The sequence below is a fragment of the Rhizobacter sp. P3_C12 genome, assembly GCF_056402735.1.
This window is the reverse complement of the sequence record NZ_JBFUGW010000137.1, coordinates 1-17,497: the sequence shown is the minus strand read 5'-3', so window position 1 is coordinate 17,497 and position 17,497 is coordinate 1. Positions and strand designations below refer to the sequence as shown.

The 17,497-nt window shown below is 68.0% G+C and carries 17 protein-coding genes; 13 read left to right on the top strand and 4 right to left on the bottom strand.

Going from position 1 to position 17,497, the window contains the following annotated elements; translation table 11 throughout:
* Positions 1-583, bottom strand: a 583-nt coding sequence (gene pyrF, locus AC1DXV_RS20205) for an orotidine-5'-phosphate decarboxylase (RefSeq protein WP_477935197.1), incomplete at its 3' end; no start/stop codon positions are given.
* A 141-nt stretch (positions 584-724) separates the two neighbouring features.
* Between pyrF and AC1DXV_RS20200 the strand changes: the two genes are divergently transcribed.
* Together AC1DXV_RS20200 and AC1DXV_RS20195 are read left to right on the top strand one after the other, a co-directional pair.
* A complete protein-coding gene (locus tag AC1DXV_RS20200) occupies positions 725-892 on the top strand; it encodes a hypothetical protein (RefSeq protein WP_477865013.1) in 168 nt (55 codons plus the stop codon).
* A gap of 15 nt (positions 893-907) precedes the next feature.
* Entirely contained in the window at positions 908-1,174 is a 267-nt protein-coding gene (locus AC1DXV_RS20195) for a hypothetical protein (RefSeq protein WP_477865012.1), read from the top strand.
* Positions 1,175-1,191: 17 nt separating this feature from the next.
* Here the strand turns inward: AC1DXV_RS20195 and AC1DXV_RS20190 are convergent, their stop codons facing one another.
* Positions 1,192-2,097, bottom strand: a complete 906-nt coding sequence (locus AC1DXV_RS20190; protein WP_477865011.1) for an SMP-30/gluconolactonase/LRE family protein — start codon at positions 2,095-2,097, stop codon at positions 1,192-1,194.
* Between the two features lie 17 nt (positions 2,098-2,114).
* Positions 2,115-3,848, bottom strand: coding sequence for an L-arabinonate dehydratase (gene araD, locus AC1DXV_RS20185; protein ID WP_477935195.1), 1,734 nt, complete (start codon positions 3,846-3,848; stop codon positions 2,115-2,117).
* 165 nt (positions 3,849-4,013) lie between these two features.
* Between araD and AC1DXV_RS20180 the strand changes: the two genes are divergently transcribed.
* Positions 4,014-4,796, top strand: coding sequence for an SDR family NAD(P)-dependent oxidoreductase (locus tag AC1DXV_RS20180; protein ID WP_477865009.1), 783 nt, complete (start codon positions 4,014-4,016; stop codon positions 4,794-4,796).
* Here AC1DXV_RS20180 and AC1DXV_RS20175 read toward each other — a convergent pair whose 3' ends face one another.
* A complete protein-coding gene (locus tag AC1DXV_RS20175) occupies positions 4,797-5,765 on the bottom strand; it encodes a LysR family transcriptional regulator (RefSeq protein ID WP_477865008.1) in 969 nt (322 codons plus the stop codon).
* A gap of 158 nt (positions 5,766-5,923) precedes the next feature.
* Between AC1DXV_RS20175 and araD1 the strand changes: the two genes are divergently transcribed.
* The 10 genes from araD1 to AC1DXV_RS20125 form a co-directional block, all read left to right on the top strand.
* Positions 5,924-6,925, top strand: a complete 1,002-nt coding sequence (araD1, locus tag AC1DXV_RS20170; protein ID WP_477865007.1) for an AraD1 family protein — start codon at positions 5,924-5,926, stop codon at positions 6,923-6,925.
* Between the two features lie 29 nt (positions 6,926-6,954).
* Entirely contained in the window at positions 6,955-8,391 is a 1,437-nt protein-coding gene (locus AC1DXV_RS20165; RefSeq protein ID WP_477865006.1) for an aldehyde dehydrogenase family protein, read from the top strand.
* A gap of 115 nt (positions 8,392-8,506) precedes the next feature.
* Positions 8,507-9,472, top strand: a complete 966-nt coding sequence (locus AC1DXV_RS20160) for an ABC transporter substrate-binding protein (protein ID WP_477935193.1) — start codon at positions 8,507-8,509, stop codon at positions 9,470-9,472.
* A 135-nt stretch (positions 9,473-9,607) separates the two neighbouring features.
* The gene (chvE, locus tag AC1DXV_RS20155; RefSeq protein WP_477935199.1) at positions 9,608-10,660 is read left to right on the top strand and encodes a multiple monosaccharide ABC transporter substrate-binding protein; all 1,053 of its coding nucleotides are present in this window, start codon (positions 9,608-9,610) and stop codon (positions 10,658-10,660) included.
* A gap of 79 nt (positions 10,661-10,739) precedes the next feature.
* Positions 10,740-12,341: a multiple monosaccharide ABC transporter ATP-binding protein gene (gene mmsA / locus AC1DXV_RS20150; protein ID WP_477865004.1), complete on the top strand. Its 1,602-nt coding sequence runs from the start codon at positions 10,740-10,742 to the stop codon at positions 12,339-12,341.
* Positions 12,331-13,524, top strand: a complete 1,194-nt coding sequence (mmsB, locus tag AC1DXV_RS20145) for a multiple monosaccharide ABC transporter permease (RefSeq protein ID WP_477935191.1) — start codon at positions 12,331-12,333, stop codon at positions 13,522-13,524. The genes mmsA and mmsB overlap by 11 nt, the downstream gene beginning before the upstream one ends.
* Entirely contained in the window at positions 13,524-15,044 is a 1,521-nt protein-coding gene (locus tag AC1DXV_RS20140; RefSeq protein ID WP_477935189.1) for a sugar ABC transporter ATP-binding protein, read from the top strand. The genes mmsB and AC1DXV_RS20140 overlap by 1 nt, the downstream gene beginning before the upstream one ends.
* On the top strand, positions 15,041-16,093 hold the full coding sequence (locus tag AC1DXV_RS20135; protein ID WP_477935187.1) for an ABC transporter permease: 1,053 nt from the start codon (positions 15,041-15,043) through the stop codon (positions 16,091-16,093). The genes AC1DXV_RS20140 and AC1DXV_RS20135 overlap by 4 nt, the downstream gene beginning before the upstream one ends.
* Before the next feature lie 17 nt (positions 16,094-16,110).
* Positions 16,111-17,106 carry a galactofuranose ABC transporter, permease protein YjfF gene (gene yjfF / locus AC1DXV_RS20130; RefSeq protein ID WP_477871751.1) on the top strand — a complete coding sequence of 332 codons (996 nt, stop codon included), beginning with the start codon at positions 16,111-16,113 and terminating at the stop codon, positions 17,104-17,106.
* A gap of 76 nt (positions 17,107-17,182) precedes the next feature.
* Positions 17,183-17,497, top strand: a 315-nt coding sequence (locus tag AC1DXV_RS20125; RefSeq protein WP_477935185.1) for a carbohydrate porin, incomplete at its 3' end; no start/stop codon positions are given.

Genomic DNA, 17,497 nt, shown 5'->3' with positions numbered 1-17,497 from the left:
GCGTCGCGGTGCGGGCCTGGTCGTTGCGCGCCATGCCGGCGGGTTGGGTGCCCGGCGTCACGATCAGCGCGCCGGGCGGAAGCTGCTGCTTCAGCAGCGCGGCCTCGTGGGCGGACGCGACGACCCCGTGGCAGCCCGCCGCGGCCGCGAGCCGGGCCAGCCGCAGCACCTGGGCCTCGACGTCCGGCGCGAGGCCGAGCTCGGGCAGGTCCGCGTCGCGCAGGCTGGTGATCACCGTCAGCGCCAGCACCCGCAGTTGCGGAAACGGCCGCGCCGCGTCGACCGCCGCGCGCAGCACCGCCGAGCCGCCCGAGGCATGCACCGTCACCAGCGTGGCGCCGAGCGCGCCGGCCGCCGCCACCGCACCGGCCACCGAGTTCGGGATCTCCAGCAGCTTCAGGTCCAGGAACACCTGCTTGCCGGCCGTGGCCAGCTCGCGCGCCAGCGCCGGGCCGTCGGCCGTCAGCAGCTGCAGGCCGATCTTGTAGGCGAGGGCGGTATCGCCCAGTTGCGCGACCAGCCGGCGTGCAGCCTCGGCATGGTCGACGTCCAGCGCGATGATGACGCGCTCTGCGAGGGTCATGGGTTCTCCCGGTCCGCGCGATCGGCGCGGCTCGCGCGATTCTGTCCCAGCCGACAGGCGTCACAAACCGACACAGCCAAAGGCCGAACGCACCCGTTTCGACCGATTGGCGCGAGCGCTGCCCGCGGAAGATCCGTCGCCATGCAGATCGACCTGGTCCCCCGGCGCGCCCACAAGGGCCTGATCCTGTCGTTCGGGCTGCTGGCCTGGGCGTCGTGGCTGAAAAATGGCGGGCGTTGCCACCGCTTATCGCTGGCATCTCGCCGCGGGCGGGCGGTTACGCTTCATTCCAGCCAACAACCTGTCTGACACCCCGCCGCCATCATGAACCGCTCGACCGCCCCGCAAAGCCCGACCATCCAGTTCCGTGCGCTGCCGTCCAACGACGCCATCGAATGGGAAGAGATGCCGAAGCTGGCCGTGCGGCGCACCGGCGAGGAGCATGAGGGCGGGGCTGCCTGGAAGAACACGATGCCGGCCAGCCTGATGGAAACCATCGCGCCGCCGAAGCCCTTCCGCGAACCGCTCGACGGGTTGTCGATGCGCGAGGTCGACGAGCCGGAAATCTTCCAGCACTTCTTCGGCAAATGAGCTTCGGGAAGTAGGGCTCAGCCGGCGAAGGCGGTTGCGGCCCGTCCCGGGCTGTCGACATCCACCGAGAACAAGGCGCCGGCCAGCGGCTGCGCCGCCAGCTGTTCCTCAGTCAATTCAAAGCGCGCGCTCGTGATGAACAGCGTGCGCAGGTCCGGCCCGCCGAACGCGACGTTCGTGATGTGGCTGGTCGGCAGCGTCACGCGCGCCAGCTCCTCGCCGCTGACCGGGTCGTGGCAGCTGACGCAGCCGGCCCCCCAGCGTGCGATCCACAAGCGGCCGGCCGCATCGGTCGTCATGCCGTCCGGGTGGCCGTCGCCCTTCGCGAAGCGCAGCCACGGCCGCGGGTTCGAGATCTCGCCGCTGGCGGCGTCGAAGTCGAACGCATGGATGCGCTGCTGCGCCGTCTCGTTGAAGTACAGCGTGCGTCCGTCGAGCGACCAGGTCGGCCCGTTGGTCACCGCGAAATGCGCATCGAACATCTGGCGGCACTGCTGCTTCGCATCGAAGCGGTACAGCGAGCCGGTCGGCTCGGTGCAGCCGAAGTCCATCGTGCCGCCCCAGAAGCGGCCCTGCGCATCGCACTTGCCGTCGTTGAAGCGGTTGCCCGGCAGGTGCGCCTCGGGGTCGTGCAGCTTCTGGAGCGCGCCGCTGTCGGTGTCGAAGAACGCGAAGCCGCTGCGCAAGGTGACGAGCAGCCCCGGCGCGCCGGCCCGCTCGGCCACGGCCGAGATCTCCTCGTCGAACGGCCAGCTCTCGCGGGCGTCGGTGGCCGGGTGGTAGCGGTACAGCGTGCGCCCGAGGATGTCGACCCAGTACAGCGACTGCCGCCGCACCGACCACAGCGTGCCTTCGCCGAGCGTGGCGCCCGCCGGCCACAGCACGCGGGGTTCGGACAGCAGCTTCGGGGCGGTGGCGGTCATGCGGCTTTCAACAACGGTCAGTGAGAGTCGCGCGGCACCTCGGCCCCGCTGCCACCGACCAGGAAGTCGAGGTCGGCACCCAGGTGGGCCTGCTGCACGTGGTCGACGTACAGCTTGTACCAGCCGCGCTTCGGCGCTTCGGGCGGCTGCCATTGTGCGCGCCGCGCCGCCAGTTCCTCGTCGGACACCTCCAGGTGCAGCCGGCGCGCATGCACGTCGAGCTCGATCATGTCGCCGTCGCGCACCAGCGCCAGCGGCCCACCGGCGGCCGCTTCCGGCGAGGTGTGCAGCACGACGGTGCCGTAGGCGGTGCCGCTCATGCGCGCATCGGAGATGCGGACCATGTCGGTGATGCCCTTCTGCAGCACCTTCGGCGGCAGCGGCATGTTGCCGACCTCGGCCATGCCGGGGTAGCCCTTCGGGCCGCAGTTCTTCAGCACCATCACGCAGTTCTCATCGATGTCCAGCTCGGGATCGTCGATGCGGGCGTGGAACTCCTCGATGTTCTCGAACACCACGGCACGGCCGCGGTGCTTCAGCAGGTGCGCCGACGCGGCCGACGGCTTGATCACCGCGCCGTTCGGCGCCAGGTTGCCACGCACCACCGCGATGCCGGCCGAGGCCATGAACGGCTCCTCGGGCGTCTTGATGACCTCGCGGTTGTAGCAGGGGATGTTCGCGATGTTCTCGCCCAGCGTCTTGCCGTTGGCGGTCAGCGCGCCGGTGTGCAGCTTGTCGGTGATCTGCGTCAGCACCGCCGGCAGGCCGCCGGCGTAGTAGAAGTCCTCCATCAGGAACTTGCCGGAGGGCTGCAGGTTCACGAGGCAGGGCACGTCGGCACCGAGCTTGTCCCAGTCGTCGAGGTCGAGCTTGACGCCCATGCGCCCGGCCACCGCGATCAGGTGGATCACCGCATTGGTCGAGCCGCCGATCGCGGCATTGGTGCGGATCGCGTTCTCGAAGGCCTCGCGCGTCAGGATCTTCGACATGCGCAGGTCTTCCTTGACCATCTCGACGATGCGCCGGCCGGTCAGCTGCGCGAGCCGGTTGCGGCGCGTGTCGGCCGCCGGAATCGCGGCGTTCTCGGGCAGCGACATGCCCAGTGCCTCGACCATGCTGGCCATCGTGGAGGCGGTGCCCATCGTCATGCAGCTGCCCTTGGAGCGGTGCATGCACGATTCGGCGGCGGTGAACTCGTCCATCGTCATCTCGCCGGCACGCACCATCTCGCTCATCTGCCACACGCCGGTGCCCGAGCCGATGTCCTTGCCGCGGAACTTGCCGTTCAGCATCGGCCCGCCCGACAGGCCGATGGTCGGCAGGTCGCAGCTGGCCGCGCCCATCAGCAGCGACGGCGTGGTCTTGTCGCAGCCCATCAGCAGCACGACGCCGTCGATCGGGTTGCCGCGGATCGATTCCTCGACGTCCATGCTCGCCAGGTTGCGGAACAGCATCGCGGTCGGCCGCAGCTGCGTCTCGCCGAGCGACATCACCGGGAACTCGAGCGGGAAGCCGCCGGCCTCGTAGACGCCGCGCTTGACGAACTCGGCGAGCTCGCGGAAGTGCCCGTTGCAGGGCGTCAGCTCGCTCCAGGTGTTGCAGATGCCGATGATCGGGCGGCCGTCCAGCAGGTCGTGCGGATAGCCCTGGTTCTTCAGCCAGCTGCGGTGCACGAAGCCGTCGCGGTCCTGCTTGCCGAACCAGGCGTGGCTGCGCCGCTTCGGCGGAGCGGGCGGTTTCTTCGAATCCATGGGGTCTGTTGTCTCCGGAGGGTGGGCGGCCAGATCGGCGGTCGGACAGGTTGTCGTACGACGGCTCTTGACGCGGCGGATCGTATCAAGGCACATTGATAATAGAAAAATAAATAAATTCGCTCTTCACATATCCGAATTGCAATAGATCAAGGACAAACCCCCATGGCAACTGCCACGACAGCCACTCTGGCGATCTTTCCCAGCCTGCGCGGACGGCGCGTTTTCATCACCGGTGGCGGCACCGGGATCGGTGCGGCGCTGGTCAGCGCGTTCGCGGAGCAGGGCGCCCAGGTGGCGTTCGTCGACGTCGCCGAGGCCGCCAGCCGCGAGCTGGTGCAGCAGGTGGAGGCGGCCGGGCACCCGGTGCCGTGGTTCCGGCCCTGCGACGTGCGCGACGTGGCGGCGCTGCAGAAGGTGATCGCCGAGGCCGAGGCGGCCTTCGGCGACTTCGCGGTGCTGGTCAACAACGTCGCGAGCGACGACCGCCACACGCTGGAATCGGTGACGCCGGAGTACTACGACCAGCGCATGTCGATCAACGAGCGGCCGGCGTTCTTTGCCATCCAGGCGGTGGTGCCGGGGATGAAGCGGCTGGGTTTCGGCTCGGTGATCAACTTCGGCTCGACCGGCTGGCAGGGCAAGGACGGGGCGTACCCCTGTTACGCGATCGCGAAGTCGTCGGTGAACGGGCTGACGCGCGGGCTGGCCAAGCCGCTCGGCGAGCACCGGATCCGCATCAACACGGTGTCGCCGGGCTGGGTGATGACGGAGCGGCAGGTCAAGCTGTGGTTCACCGAAGGGAGCGAAGAGGTGCTGAAGCGCAACCAGTGCCTGCCGGACAAGCTGCAGCCGGGCGACGTCGCGCGCATGGTGCTGTTCCTGGCCGCGGATGACAGCGCGATGTGCACCGCGCAGGAGTTCAAGGTGGACGCGGGCTGGTCCTGATCAGGCCTCGGCGCTCATGTCGAACTTCGCCCCGTAGACCGTCACCGCCGCCGTCTTCAGCGCCTTCAGCATCACCTTCGCCGCCGGCGACAGCAGCCGGTCGGTGCGGGTGATGATGCCGAACGCGTCCATCTGGCAGGGCAGCGCGATCGGCAGCACCGACACGATGCCGTGCGCCGCGTAGTAGCGCGCCACGTCGGTCGCCACCACCGCGACCATGTCGCTCTGTTGCAGCATCTTCGTCATGAACAGCAGCGCCGAGGTCTCGATCACGTTGATCGGCGCCTCGAGCCCGTCTTCCTGGAACATCAGGTCGAAGCGGTGGCGCAGCACGCTGCCGCTCGGCGACACGATCCAGCCGGCGTTCACCACGTCGCGCAGCCCCAGGTGCGCGACCGACAGCAGCGGGTGCCCCGGCCGCGTGATCGCGCACACCGGCTCCTCGGTCAGCGTCTCGTAGCGCAGGTCGGTCTTGTCGTGCTGCGCGAAGAGCCGCGCCACCAGCATGTCGAGCTTGCCCTGCGCCAGGCGATCGAGCAGCACGTCGCTGGTCTCGATCTGCACGCCGATGCGCAGGCTCGGGTGCGATTGCTTCACCAGCGCCACCGCCGGCGGCAGCAGCACCAGCCCGGGCGCGGTGATCGCGCCGACGCTGACCTGCCCGTAGCGCCCGGCCTTGATCGCCTCCAGCTCGTCGTGCGCCTGGTTCAGGCTGCTGAGCGCGACGCGCGCATGGCGGATCATCGTCTCGCCGTACCAGGTGGGCCGCATGCCGCGCGGCAGCCGCTCGAACAGCGGCACCTCCAGCACGTCTTCCAGGTCCTTCAGCAGCTTCGACGCGGCCGGCTGCGTCATGTTGAGCACCTGCGCCGCGCGGTGGATGTTGCCTTCCTCGTCGAGCGCCACCAGCAGCAGCAGTTGCCGCGTCTTCAGGCGGGCGCGGATGAACCAGTGCGTGTAGTTCGTCATGCGGGGCGCGTTGTCTCGGGACCCGACCAGGGGTTTTTATGGATGCCGGATCGTATATGTGTTTTCGGCAAATATCTATTAGAAAGTTATAGCTCCGCTCATTAGGATGCGGCACCTTGACCCGAGCCCCGCTCGCCAGACAGAGAAGTGCCTCCCCCATGAGACTGATCCAGTTCCTCGCCGAGAACGGCACGCAGCACGTGGGCGGTGTCGCCGACGACGGCCGTTCGGTGCGCGCCGTGGGCGGCTTCGTCAGCACCTATGAACTGGCGCAGGCCGCGATCGCCCGCCGGGTGTCGGTCGACGTGCTGGCGCAACCGGCCCTCACCGGCGCTGCGCTGCCGTACGAGGCCCTGCTGCATGAGCAGCGCGTGCTGACGCCGCTCGCGCACCCCGATGTCGCGCACTGCCTGGTCACCGGCACCGGCCTCACGCACACCGGCAGCGCGTCGGCGCGCGATGCGATGCACCAGAAGCTGTCGGCCGGCGAGGAATTGCTCTCCGATTCGATGCGCATGTTCAAGTGGGGCCTGGACGGCGGCCGCCCGGCCGACGGCCAGCCCGGCGTGCAGCCCGAGTGGTTCTACAAGGGCAACGGCAGCATCGTCGCCGCGCCCGGCGCGCCGCTCGCGATGCCCGATTTCGCGCTCGACGGCGGCGAGGAGCCCGAGCTGGTCGGCCTGTACGTGATCGGCCCGGACGGCCAGCCGTACCGCCTCGGCTTCGCGATCGGCAACGAGTTCTCCGACCACGCCACCGAGCGCCAGAACTACCTGTACCTGGCCCACTCGAAGCTGCGCGTCTGCGCGGTCGGCCCCGAGCTGCGCAGCGGCGCGTTGCCGGCCCACCTCGAAGGCACGAGCCGCATCCGCCGCGGCAACGAGATCCGCTGGGAGAAGCCCTTCCTGACCGGCGAGGCCAACATGTGCCATTCGCTGGCCAACCTCGAGTACCACCACTTCAAGTACGCGGCGCACCGCCAGCCGGGCGACGTGCACCTGCACTTCTTCGGCACCGCCACGCTGAGCTTCGCCGACAACATCCGCGTCGAACCGGGCGACCGCTTCGAGATCGACCTGCCGGCGCTCGGTGCGCCGCTGGTCAACCCGCTGTCACTCGTCGACCGCGGCTTCGCGATCGGCGGCGTGCGCGCCCTGTGAACGCAAGCCCGACCGAAAGCCCGATCGCGATGGCCCACAGCTGCAAGAACTACATCAACGGGCGCTGGGAGACCGGCGTCACGACYGGCATCAGCAGCAACCCGTCGAACCTGGACGAGGTGGTGGCCGAATACGCCCGCGCCGACGGCAACCAGGCCGAGATCGCGATCCGCGCCGCGGCCGACGCCGCACCGGCCTGGGGCCTGAGCACGCCGCAGCGGCGCGCCGATGCGCTCGACCAGATCGGCAGCGAGATCCTCGCCCGCAAGGACGAGCTCGGCCAGCTGCTGGCCCGCGAGGAAGGCAAGACCCTGCCCGAGGCGATCGGCGAGGCGGCGCGCGCCGGCAACATCTTCAAGTTCTTCGCCGGCGAGGCGCTGCGCGCGGCCGGCGAGCACCTGCCGTCGGTGCGCCCGGGGGTCGAGGTCGACATCACGCGCGAACCGGTCGGCGTGGTCGGCATCATCGCGCCGTGGAACTTCCCGCTCGCGATCCCCGCGTGGAAGATCGCGCCGGCGCTCGCCTACGGCAACAGCGTCGTCTTCAAGCCGGCCGAGCTGGTGCCGGCCTGTGCCGCGGCGCTGGCCGAGATCATCAGCCGCGCCGGCCTGCCGGCGGGCGTGTTCAACCTGGTGATGGGCAGCGGCCGGCAGGTGGGCCAGGCGATGGTCGACAGCCCGCTGGTCGATGCGATCAGCTTCACCGGCTCGGTGGGCACCGGCGAGCAGATCCTGAAGGCCACCGCCGCCCGGCGCGCCAAGGTGCAGCTCGAGATGGGCGGCAAGAACCCGCTGGTGGTGCTGGCCGATGCCGACCTCGACCAGGCCGTCGAATGCGCGGTGCAGGGCTCGTTCTTCTCGACCGGCCAGCGCTGCACGGCATCGAGCCGGATCATCGTCGACGCGACGGTGCACGACCGCTTCGTCACGAAGCTGCGCCAGCGCACGCTCGCGCTGAAGGTCGGCCACGCGATGGAGCGCGGCATCGACATCGGCCCGGTGGTCGACCGCGCCCAGCTCGACACCAACCTGTCCTACCTCGAGATCGCCCGCAACGAAGGTGCCGAGCACGTCATCGGCGGCGAGTTGCTGGAGCGTGCGACGCGCGGGCACTTCATGGCGCCGGCGTTGTTCCTCGCGCAGCCGCAGCACCGCATCGCGCGCGAGGAGGTCTTCGGGCCGGTCGCCTGCGTGCTGAAGGCCGATGGCTTCGAGCATGCGGTCGCTCTCGCCAACGACACGCCGTTCGGCCTGTGCGCCGGCGTCGTCACGCAATCGCTGAAGCTGTCGACGCAGTTCAAGCGGCAGGCCAAGGTCGGCATGGTGATGGTCAACCTGCCGACCGCCGGCGTCGACTACCACGTGCCGTTTGGCGGCCGCAAGGGTTCGAGCCACGGCCCGCGCGAGCAGGGCCGCTACGCGGCCGAGTTCTACACCACGGTCAAGACGGCGTACACGCTGGCTTGAAGACAGAGGAGTTCCACCGCCTGAGCCTTACCGCCCTCGCGCTTTGATGCGGCAACCCGGCGACCCCGGAACAAGCCGCGCGTTTTTCATGCCACCCACCAAGAGGAGACAAACCGTGAAATTCCAACGACGCACCCTGTTCGCAGCGATGGCTGCAGCATCCCTGGCCGCGGCCCTGCCGTTCAAGGCCTTCGCGCAGAAGAAGATCGTGCTCGGCTTCAGCCAGATCGGCGCCGAGAGCGAATGGCGCACTGCCAACAGCGAGTCGATCAAGTCGTCGGCCAAGGAAGCCGGCATCGACCTGAAGTTCTCCGACGCGCAGCAGAAGCAGGAGAACCAGATCAAGGCCATCCGCAGCTTCATCGCGCAGAAGGTCGACGTGATCGCGTTCTCGCCGGTCGTCGAATCGGGCTGGGGCACGGTGCTGCGCGAAGCCAAGGCCGCCAAGATCCCGGTGATCCTGTCGGATCGCGCGGTCGACGAGAAGGACGACAGCCTGTGGGTCGCCTTCATGGGCTCCGACTTCGTCGAGGAAGGCCGCCGCGCCGGCCGCTGGCTGGTCGAGAAGATGAAGGGCGTGCAGAGCGACGTGAACATCGTCGAACTGCAGGGCACCGTCGGCTCAGCGCCGGCGATCGACCGCAAGAAGGGCTTCGAGGAAATCATCAAGGCCGATCCGAAGTTCAAGATCATCCGCTCGCAGACCGGCGACTTCACCCGTGCCAAGGGCAAGGAAGTGATGGAAGCCTTCCTGAAAGCCGAGGGCAAGAAGATCAATGTGCTGTACGCGCACAACGACGACATGGCCATCGGCGCGATCCAGGCGATCGAGGAAGCCGGCCTGAAGCCCGCGAAGGACATCGTGATCATCTCGATCGACGCCGTGAAGGGCGCCTTCGAGGCCATGATCGCCGGCAAGCTGAACGTGTCGGTCGAATGCAGCCCGTTGCTCGGCCCGCAGCTGATGCAGGCCGTCAAGGACCTGGTGGCCGGCAAGACCATCGCGAAGCGCATCGTGACGCAGGAAGGCGTCTTCCCGATGGAAGTCGCAGCCAAGGAATTCCCCAATCGCAAGTATTGAGCGTTGGGATGAGACTGGGCTTCGCAATGGACCGCGAAGCCTGCCGGAGCAGGCCGCGCTCCGGCCGCCGCCCAGTGGAGCGGCGACGATGAACCCCCCATGAATGGAGACAGAGAAGTGAAAACCATCCGTACGATGCTGGCCGCCCTGGCCACCTTTGCAGCCGTGGCCATCGTGCCCGTGGCCGCCCTCGCGCAAGACAAGGGTCAGATCGCGATCTCGATGCCGACGAAATCGTCCGCACGCTGGATCGCCGACGGCTCCAACATGGTCAAGTACCTGCAGGAAAAGGGCTACAAGACCGATCTGCAGTACGCCGAGGACGACATCCCGAACCAGCTGGCGCAGATCGAGAACATGATCACCAAGGGCGCCAAGGTGCTGGTGATCGCCGCGATCGACGGCACCACGCTGACCGACGTGCTGCAGAAGGCCGCCGACAAGGGCGTCAAGGTCATCGCCTACGACCGCCTGATCAAGGGTTCGAAGAACGTCGACTACTACGCCACCTTCGACAACTTCCAGGTCGGCGTGCTGCAGGCCAGCTACATCGAGCAGAAGCTGGGCCTGAAGAGCGGCAAGGGCCCGTTCAACATCGAGCTGTTCGGCGGCTCGGCCGACGACAACAACGCGTTCTTCTTCTACAACGGCGCGATGTCGGTGCTCGATCCGTACATCAAGAGCGGCAAGCTCGTCGTGCGCAGCAAGCAGGTCGGCATGGACAAGGTCGCCACGCTGCGCTGGGACGGCGCCGTCGCCCAGGCCCGCATGGACAACCTGCTGAGCGCCTACTACTCCGGCGCCCACGTCGACGCCGTGCTGTCGCCGTACGACGGCCTGTCGATCGGGATCATCTCGTCGCTGAAGGGCGTCGGCTACGGCACCCCGAAGTCGCCGATGCCGGTGATCACCGGCCAGGACGCCGAAGTGCCGTCGGTCAAGTCGATCCAGAAGGGCGAGCAGACCTCGACCATCTTCAAGGACACGCGTGAACTGGCCAAGGTCACGGTCGGCATGGTCGACGCGGTGCTCGGCGGCAAGAAGCCCGAGATCAACGACACCAAGACCTACAACAACGGCGTGAAGGTGGTGCCCTCGTACCTGCTGAAGCCGGTCAGCGTCGACGCGAGCAACTGGAAGCAGGTGCTGGTCAGCAGCGGCTACTACACCGAAGCGCAACTGAAGTAAGCATTCCTGGGCGCGGCATGGGTTCTGCGCGTTCTGCGCAGAACCTTTTTTGCAGTCGGAGAGAGCAAGAGGACTACGGATGGATGCCATCCTGGAGATGCGCGGCATCACCAAGAAATTCCACGGCGTGACCGCCCTGAACGACGTCAACCTCGTCGTGCGCCGGGGCGAGATCCATGCCGTGGTCGGCGAGAACGGCGCCGGCAAGTCGACGCTGATGAAGGTGCTGAGCGGGGTCTACCCGCACGACTCCTACACCGGCGAGATCCACTACCAGGGCGAGCTGCGCAAGTTCGCCGGCATCTCCGACAGCGAGAAGCTCGGGATCATCATCATCCACCAGGAGCTCGCGCTGGTGCCGCTGCTGTCGATCGCCGAGAACATCTTCCTCGGCAACGAATGCGCAAAGCTGGGCGTGATCGACTGGTTCGAGTCGCACCGGCGCACGCAGGTGCTGCTGGAGAAGGTCGGGCTGAAGGAATCGCCGTCGACCCTCATCACCAACCTGGGCGTCGGCAAGCAGCAGCTGATCGAGATCGCGAAGGCCTTGTCGAAGGAGGTCAAGCTCCTGATCCTCGACGAGCCGACCGCGAGCCTGAACGAGAGCGACAGCAATGCGCTGCTCGAGCTGCTGCTCGAGCTGAAGGCGCACGGCATCTCGGCGATCCTGATCTCGCACAAGCTGAACGAGGTCTCGAAGGTCGCCGATTCGATCACCGTGCTGCGCGACGGCGGCACCGTCGAGACGATGGACTGCCGGGCCGAAGCGATCAGCGAGGACCGGATCATCCGCAACATGGTCGGCCGCGAGATGGCCGACCGCTACCCGAAGCGCACGCCGCAGATCGGCGAGACCGTCTTCGAGGTGCGCGACTGGAAGGTGCACCACCAGGTGCATGCCGACCGGCTGGTCGTGAAGGGCGTGAACCTGAACGTGCGGCGCGGCGAGATCGTCGGCATCGCCGGCCTGATGGGCGCCGGGCGCACCGAGCTCGCGATGAGCGTGTTCGGCCGCTCGTACGGCCAGCGCATCAGCGGCGAGGTGCGCATGCACGGCGAGGTGATCGACACCTCGACGGTGCAGAAGGCGATCCGCCACCGCATCGCCTACGTCACCGAAGACCGCAAGGGCCTGGGCCTGGTGCTGGCCGACGACATCAAGAAGAACACCACGCTCGCGAACCTGCCGGCGGTGTCGCGCCACGGCGTGATCGACGACGGGCGCGAATTCACCGTGGCGAGCGATTTCCGCCGCCGGCTGAACACGCGTTCGTCGAGCGTGTACCAACCGGTGGTGAACCTGTCGGGCGGCAACCAGCAGAAGGTGGTGCTGAGCAAGTGGCTGTTCTCGCAGCCCGAGCTGCTGATCCTCGACGAGCCGACGCGCGGCATCGACGTCGGCGCCAAGTACGAGATCTACACCATCATCGACGCGCTGGCGGCCGAGGGCAAATGCATCCTGATGATCTCGTCGGAGATGCCCGAGCTGCTGGGCATGTGCGACCGCATCTACGTGATGAACGAAGGCCGCTTCGTCGGCGAGTTCCCGGCCGCCGAGGCGTCGCAGGAGCGCATCATGCGCGCCATCATGAAGGCCGGATCGCACGACGGCATGGATGCGCCGCCGAAGCTGGACACTGAACACGGCCTGCTGGCCGGAGAAACGAATCATGGCAACTGACATCGCCGCGGCGGCCGCCGTGCCGCCCAAGGAGTACCGCGGCTTCCTGAAGAACAACATGCGCGAGTACGGCATGCTGCTGTCGCTCGTCGCGATCATGGGGCTGTTCCAGTACCTGACCGACGGCACGCTGCTGAAGCCGCTGAACCTGACCAACCTGGTGCTGCAGAACAGCTACATCGTCATCATGGCGCTGGGCATGCTGCTGGTCATCGTGGCCGGGCACATCGACCTGTCGGTCGGCTCGGTGGCCGGCTTCATCGGCGCGCTGGCCGCGGTGATGATGGTGAACTACGAGATCCACTGGATCTGGACCATCCTCGGCTGCATGGTGGTGGGCGGCGTGATCGGTGCGGCGCAGGGCTGGTTCGTCGCGTACTTCCGCATCCCGTCGTTCATCGTCACGCTGGCCGGCATGCTGGTGTTCAAGGGCCTCGCGCTCGCGCTGCTGCAAGGGCAGTCGGTCGGGCCGTTCCCGGTCGAGTTCCAGCGCCTGAGCTCGGGCTTCATCCCCGACCTGTTCGCCGGTGCCGAGCTGCGGCTGACCTCGCTGCTGCTGGGGGTGATCACGGTGCTGGTGATGGTGGTGCTGAAGGTGCGCGGGCGCATCGCGCAGACACGCCACGGCATGGAAGAAGAGCCGTACCCGTTCTTCCTCGGCAAGACGGCGGCGTTCGCCGCGGTGATCCTGTTCTTCAGCTACCTGCTGGCCTCGTACCGCGGGCTGCCGAACGTGCTGATCATCATGGTGCTGCTGATGGTGGGCTACGACTTCGTCACGCGGCGCAGCACGATCGGCCGGCGCATCTACGCGCTGGGCGGCAACGAGAAGGCGGCCAAGCTGTCGGGCATCAAGACCGAGCGGCTGTCGTTCTACACCTTCATCAACATGGGCGTGCTGGCGGCGCTGGCCGGGCTGGTGTTCGCCGCGCGGCTGAACACCGCGACGCCGAAGGCCGGTGTCGGCTTCGAGCTCGACGTGATCGCGGCCTGCTTCATCGGCGGCGCGTCGGCCTCGGGCGGCGTCGGCAAGGTGATGGGCGCGGTGATCGGCGCGTTCGTGATGGGCGTGATGAACAACGGCATGTCGATCATGGGCATCGGCATCGACTACCAGCAGGTCATCAAGGGCCTGGTGCTGCTGGCCGCGGTGTTCCTCGACGTCTACAACAAGAACAAGTGATGAGCACCGGCGCCGAACCGTCTCCCGTCCTGGAACTGCGCGGCGTCAGCAAGCAGTTCCTCGGCGTGCGCGCGCTGACGAACGTCGGCCTGCGGCTGTTCCCCGGCGAGGTGCATGCGCTGATGGGGCAGAACGGCGCCGGCAAGTCGACGCTGATCAAGGTGCTGACGGGCGTGCATGCGGCCGATGCCGGCGAGTTCACGCTCGCCGGCGCGGCGATCCGCCCGACCACGCCGCAGCAGGCGCAGCAGCTGGGCATCAGCACCGTCTACCAGGAGGTGAACCTCTGCACCAACCTGTCGGTGGCCGAGAACATCTTCGCCGGCCGCTACCCGCGCAAGGGCGCGGCCGGTGGCTGGCGCATCGACTGGGCGCGCATGAACGTGCAGGCGCGCGAGCTGCTGACGCGGCTGAACCTCGACATCGACGTGACGCGCGGCCTCGCCACCTACTCGGTGGCGGTGCAGCAGATGGTGTCGATCGCCCGCGCGCTGAGCGTCGAGGCCAAGGTGCTGATCCTCGACGAGCCGACCTCCAGCCTCGACGAGGACGAGGTCAAGCGCCTGTTCGCGGTGCTGCGCCAGCTGCGCGGCGAGGGCCTCGCGATCCTGTTCGTCACGCACTTCCTCGAGCAGGTCTACGCGATCTCCGACCGCATCACGGTGCTGCGCAACGGCGAGTTCGTCTGCGAGAAGCCGGCCGCCGAGCTGAACGCGCCGGCGCTGATCACCGCGATGATCGGGCGCGAGCTGGCGAGCCAGTCGAGTGCCGCGCCGAGCGCGCGGCCGCACGACAGCCAGCCCTTCCTGCGCGCCCAGGGCCTCGGCCAGCAGGGGCAACTGCAGCCGGTCGACCTCGACCTGTACCCGGGCGAGGTGCTGGGCCTGGGCGGCCTGCTCGGTTCCGGCCGCACCGAACTCGCGCGGCTGCTGTTCGGCCTGGCCGCCAACGACCAGGGTACGCTGCAGATCGGCGGCCAGCCCGCCAGCCTGCACAGCCCGGCCGACGCGGTGCGCCACGGCATCGGCCTGTGCCCCGAGGATCGCAAGACCGACGGCATCGTGGCCGAGTTGTCGGTGCGCGAGAACATCGCGCTCGCGCTGCAGGCCCGCCACGGCCTCGCGAAGACGCTGTCGCGCGAGCAGCAGGCCGAGATGGCCGAGCGCTTCGTGAAGGCGCTGGGCATCAAGACCGCGAGCATCGAGACGCCGATCGGCCTGCTGTCCGGCGGCAACCAGCAGAAGGCGATGCTCGCGCGCTGGCTCGCGACCGAGCCGCGGCTGCTGATCCTCGACGAGCCGACGCGCGGCATCGACGTTGCGGCCAAGCAGGAGATCATGGACGAGATCCTGCGCCTGGCACAGCAGGGCATGTCGGTCCTGTTCATCTCGTCGGAGATGAGCGAGGTCGTGCGCGTCTCGCACCGCATCGCGGTGCTGCGCGATCGCCGCAAGGTCGCCGAGCTGCCGGCCGGCAGCAGCGAGCAGGCGGTCTACCACGTGATTGCGGCGCAAGCATGAGCTCACTCTTCAAACACCGGCTGACCTGGCCGCTGGTCACGCTGCTGCTGCTGCTGCTGCTGAACGCCGCGTTCAACAGCAGCTTCCTGCGCCTCGAATGGCGCGACGGCCACCTGTACGGCAGCCTGATCGACATCCTGAACCGCGCAGCGCCGCTGATGCTGGTGTCGCTGGGCATGACGCTGGTGATCGCGACGCGCGGCATCGACATCTCGGTCGGTGCGGTGGTGGCGATCGCGGCGGCGATCGCGGCCTGGATGATCGGCGGCTCGCTGGTGATCGTCGACGGCGTGGCCACGCATGCGAGCCGCTTCCCGATGTGGGCCGCGATCGCCGGCGCGCTCGGCGTCGCGCTGCTGTGCGGGCTGTGGAACGGCGTGCTGGTCGCGCGCGTGGGCATGCAGCCGATCATCGCGACGCTGATCCTGATGGTGGCCGGCCGCGGCATCGCGCAGCTGATCACCGGCGGGCAGATCATCACCATCTACTACGGGCCCTACTTCTTCCTCGGCAGCGGCTACCTGCTCGGGCTGCCGTTCTCGCTGTTCATCGCGGCGGCGGTGTTCGTGCTGCTGTGGTGGGTGACGACGCGCACCGCGCTCGGCCTGTTCATCCAGGCGGTTGGCGTGAACCCGTCGGCGGCGCGCGTGGCCGGCGTGCGGGCGCGCCGCATCACGGTGTGGGTGTACGCCTTCTGCGGGCTGTGCGCCGGCGCGGCCGGGCTGATCGTCAGCTCGAACGTGAAGAGCGCCGACGGCAACAACGCCGGGCAGCTGATGGAGCTCGACGCGATCCTCGCGGTGACGCTGGGCGGCACCGCGCTGACCGGCGGCCGCTTCAGCCTGGCCGGCAGCGTGATCGGCGCGCTGATCATCCAGACGCTCACCTACGCGATCTACTCGCTGGGCGTGCCGCCCGAGGTCAACCTGGTCGTCAAGGCCGGCGTGGTGTTCGCGGTGATGCTGCTGCAGTCGCCGGAGTTCCGGCACAGCCTGCGCGCGCTGGTGCAGCGGCCCGGGCTGGCGGAACGGCCGGGAGCGAAGGCATGAACACGCAGGCCCGACCGATGACCCCCGTGCCCGCCGTTGTGTCGACCCGGCGCCTGCGCCTCGACCCGAAGTTCATCCCGCTGGCGGCGACCGTCTCGCTGTTCCTCGTGATGGCGCTCCTCGGCTCGGTGCTCTACACCGGCTTCTTCTCGGCCCAGGTGTTCCTGAACCTGCTGATCGACAACGCCTTCCTGTGCATCGTCGCGGTCGGCATGACCTTCGTGATCCTGTCGGGCGGCATCGACCTGTCGGTGGGGTCGGTGATCGCGCTGACGACGATGGTGTCGGCCTCGCTGGTCGAGAAGCACGGCTGGAGCCCGGCCGCGGTGCTGCCGCTGGTGCTGCTGATGGGCACCGGCTTCGGCGCGCTGCAGGGCGTGCTGATCCAGCGCTTCCGGCTGCAGCCGTTCATCGTGACGCTGGCCGGCATGTTCCTCGCGCGCGGCCTGTGCTACCTGATCAGCATCGATTCGGTCAGCATCACGAACCCGTTCTACACCGAGGTCTCGCAGCTGCGCGTGCCGCTGTGGGAGGGCGCCGAGCTGTCGGTCAGCGCGATCATCGCGCTCGCCGTGGTGGTGCTCGCGGTGTTCGTCGCGCACTACACGCAGTTCGGCCGCACGGTGTATGCGATCGGCGGCAACGAGCATTCGGCGGTGCTGATGGGGCTGCCGGTGCGCAGCACGCTGATCGGCGTCTACACCGTCAGCGGTTTCTGCTCGGCGCTGGCCGGCGTGGTGTTCACCTTCTACATGCTGTCGGGCTACGGCCTGCACGCGGTCGGGCTGGAGCTGGACGCGATCGCCGCCGTGGTGATCGGCGGCACGCTGCTCACCGGCGGCGTGGGCTATGTGCTGGGCACGCTGTTCGGCGTGCTGATGCTCGGGATCATCCAGACGCTGATCATGTTCGACGGCAGCCTGAGTTCGTGGTGGACCCGCATCGTGATCGGCGGGCTGCTGTTCGTGTTCTGCCTGCTGCAGCGCGTCTTCGAGGCCCGCAAGCGCGGCTGACGCACCCCTTTCCCCCTGCAGGGCTCCCCCAGGCCCTGTGTTCTACCTGTGCTTCCAAAAACCAAGGAGACGATCCGTGAAGACATTCCCCCACCGCCAGACCGTGCTCGCCCTGGCTGCCGCCGCAGCCAGCGTGCTGAGTGCCACCTCTGCACAAGCCGTCGATTGGGGCGGCTACTTCCGCACCGGCCCGGGCGCGGCGAAGAAGGACGATGCCCGTGCGTGCTACGGCCTGAGCGGCGCGGGCATGAAGTACCGGCTCGGCAACGAGTGCGACTTCTACGGCGAGTTCCTGCTGAGCCAGGGCTTCAAGTCGGACGGCGTGGAGTACAAGGCCGCGCTGATGACGAACCTGTACAACGGTGACTCGAGCGACACCGGTGCGGCGTCG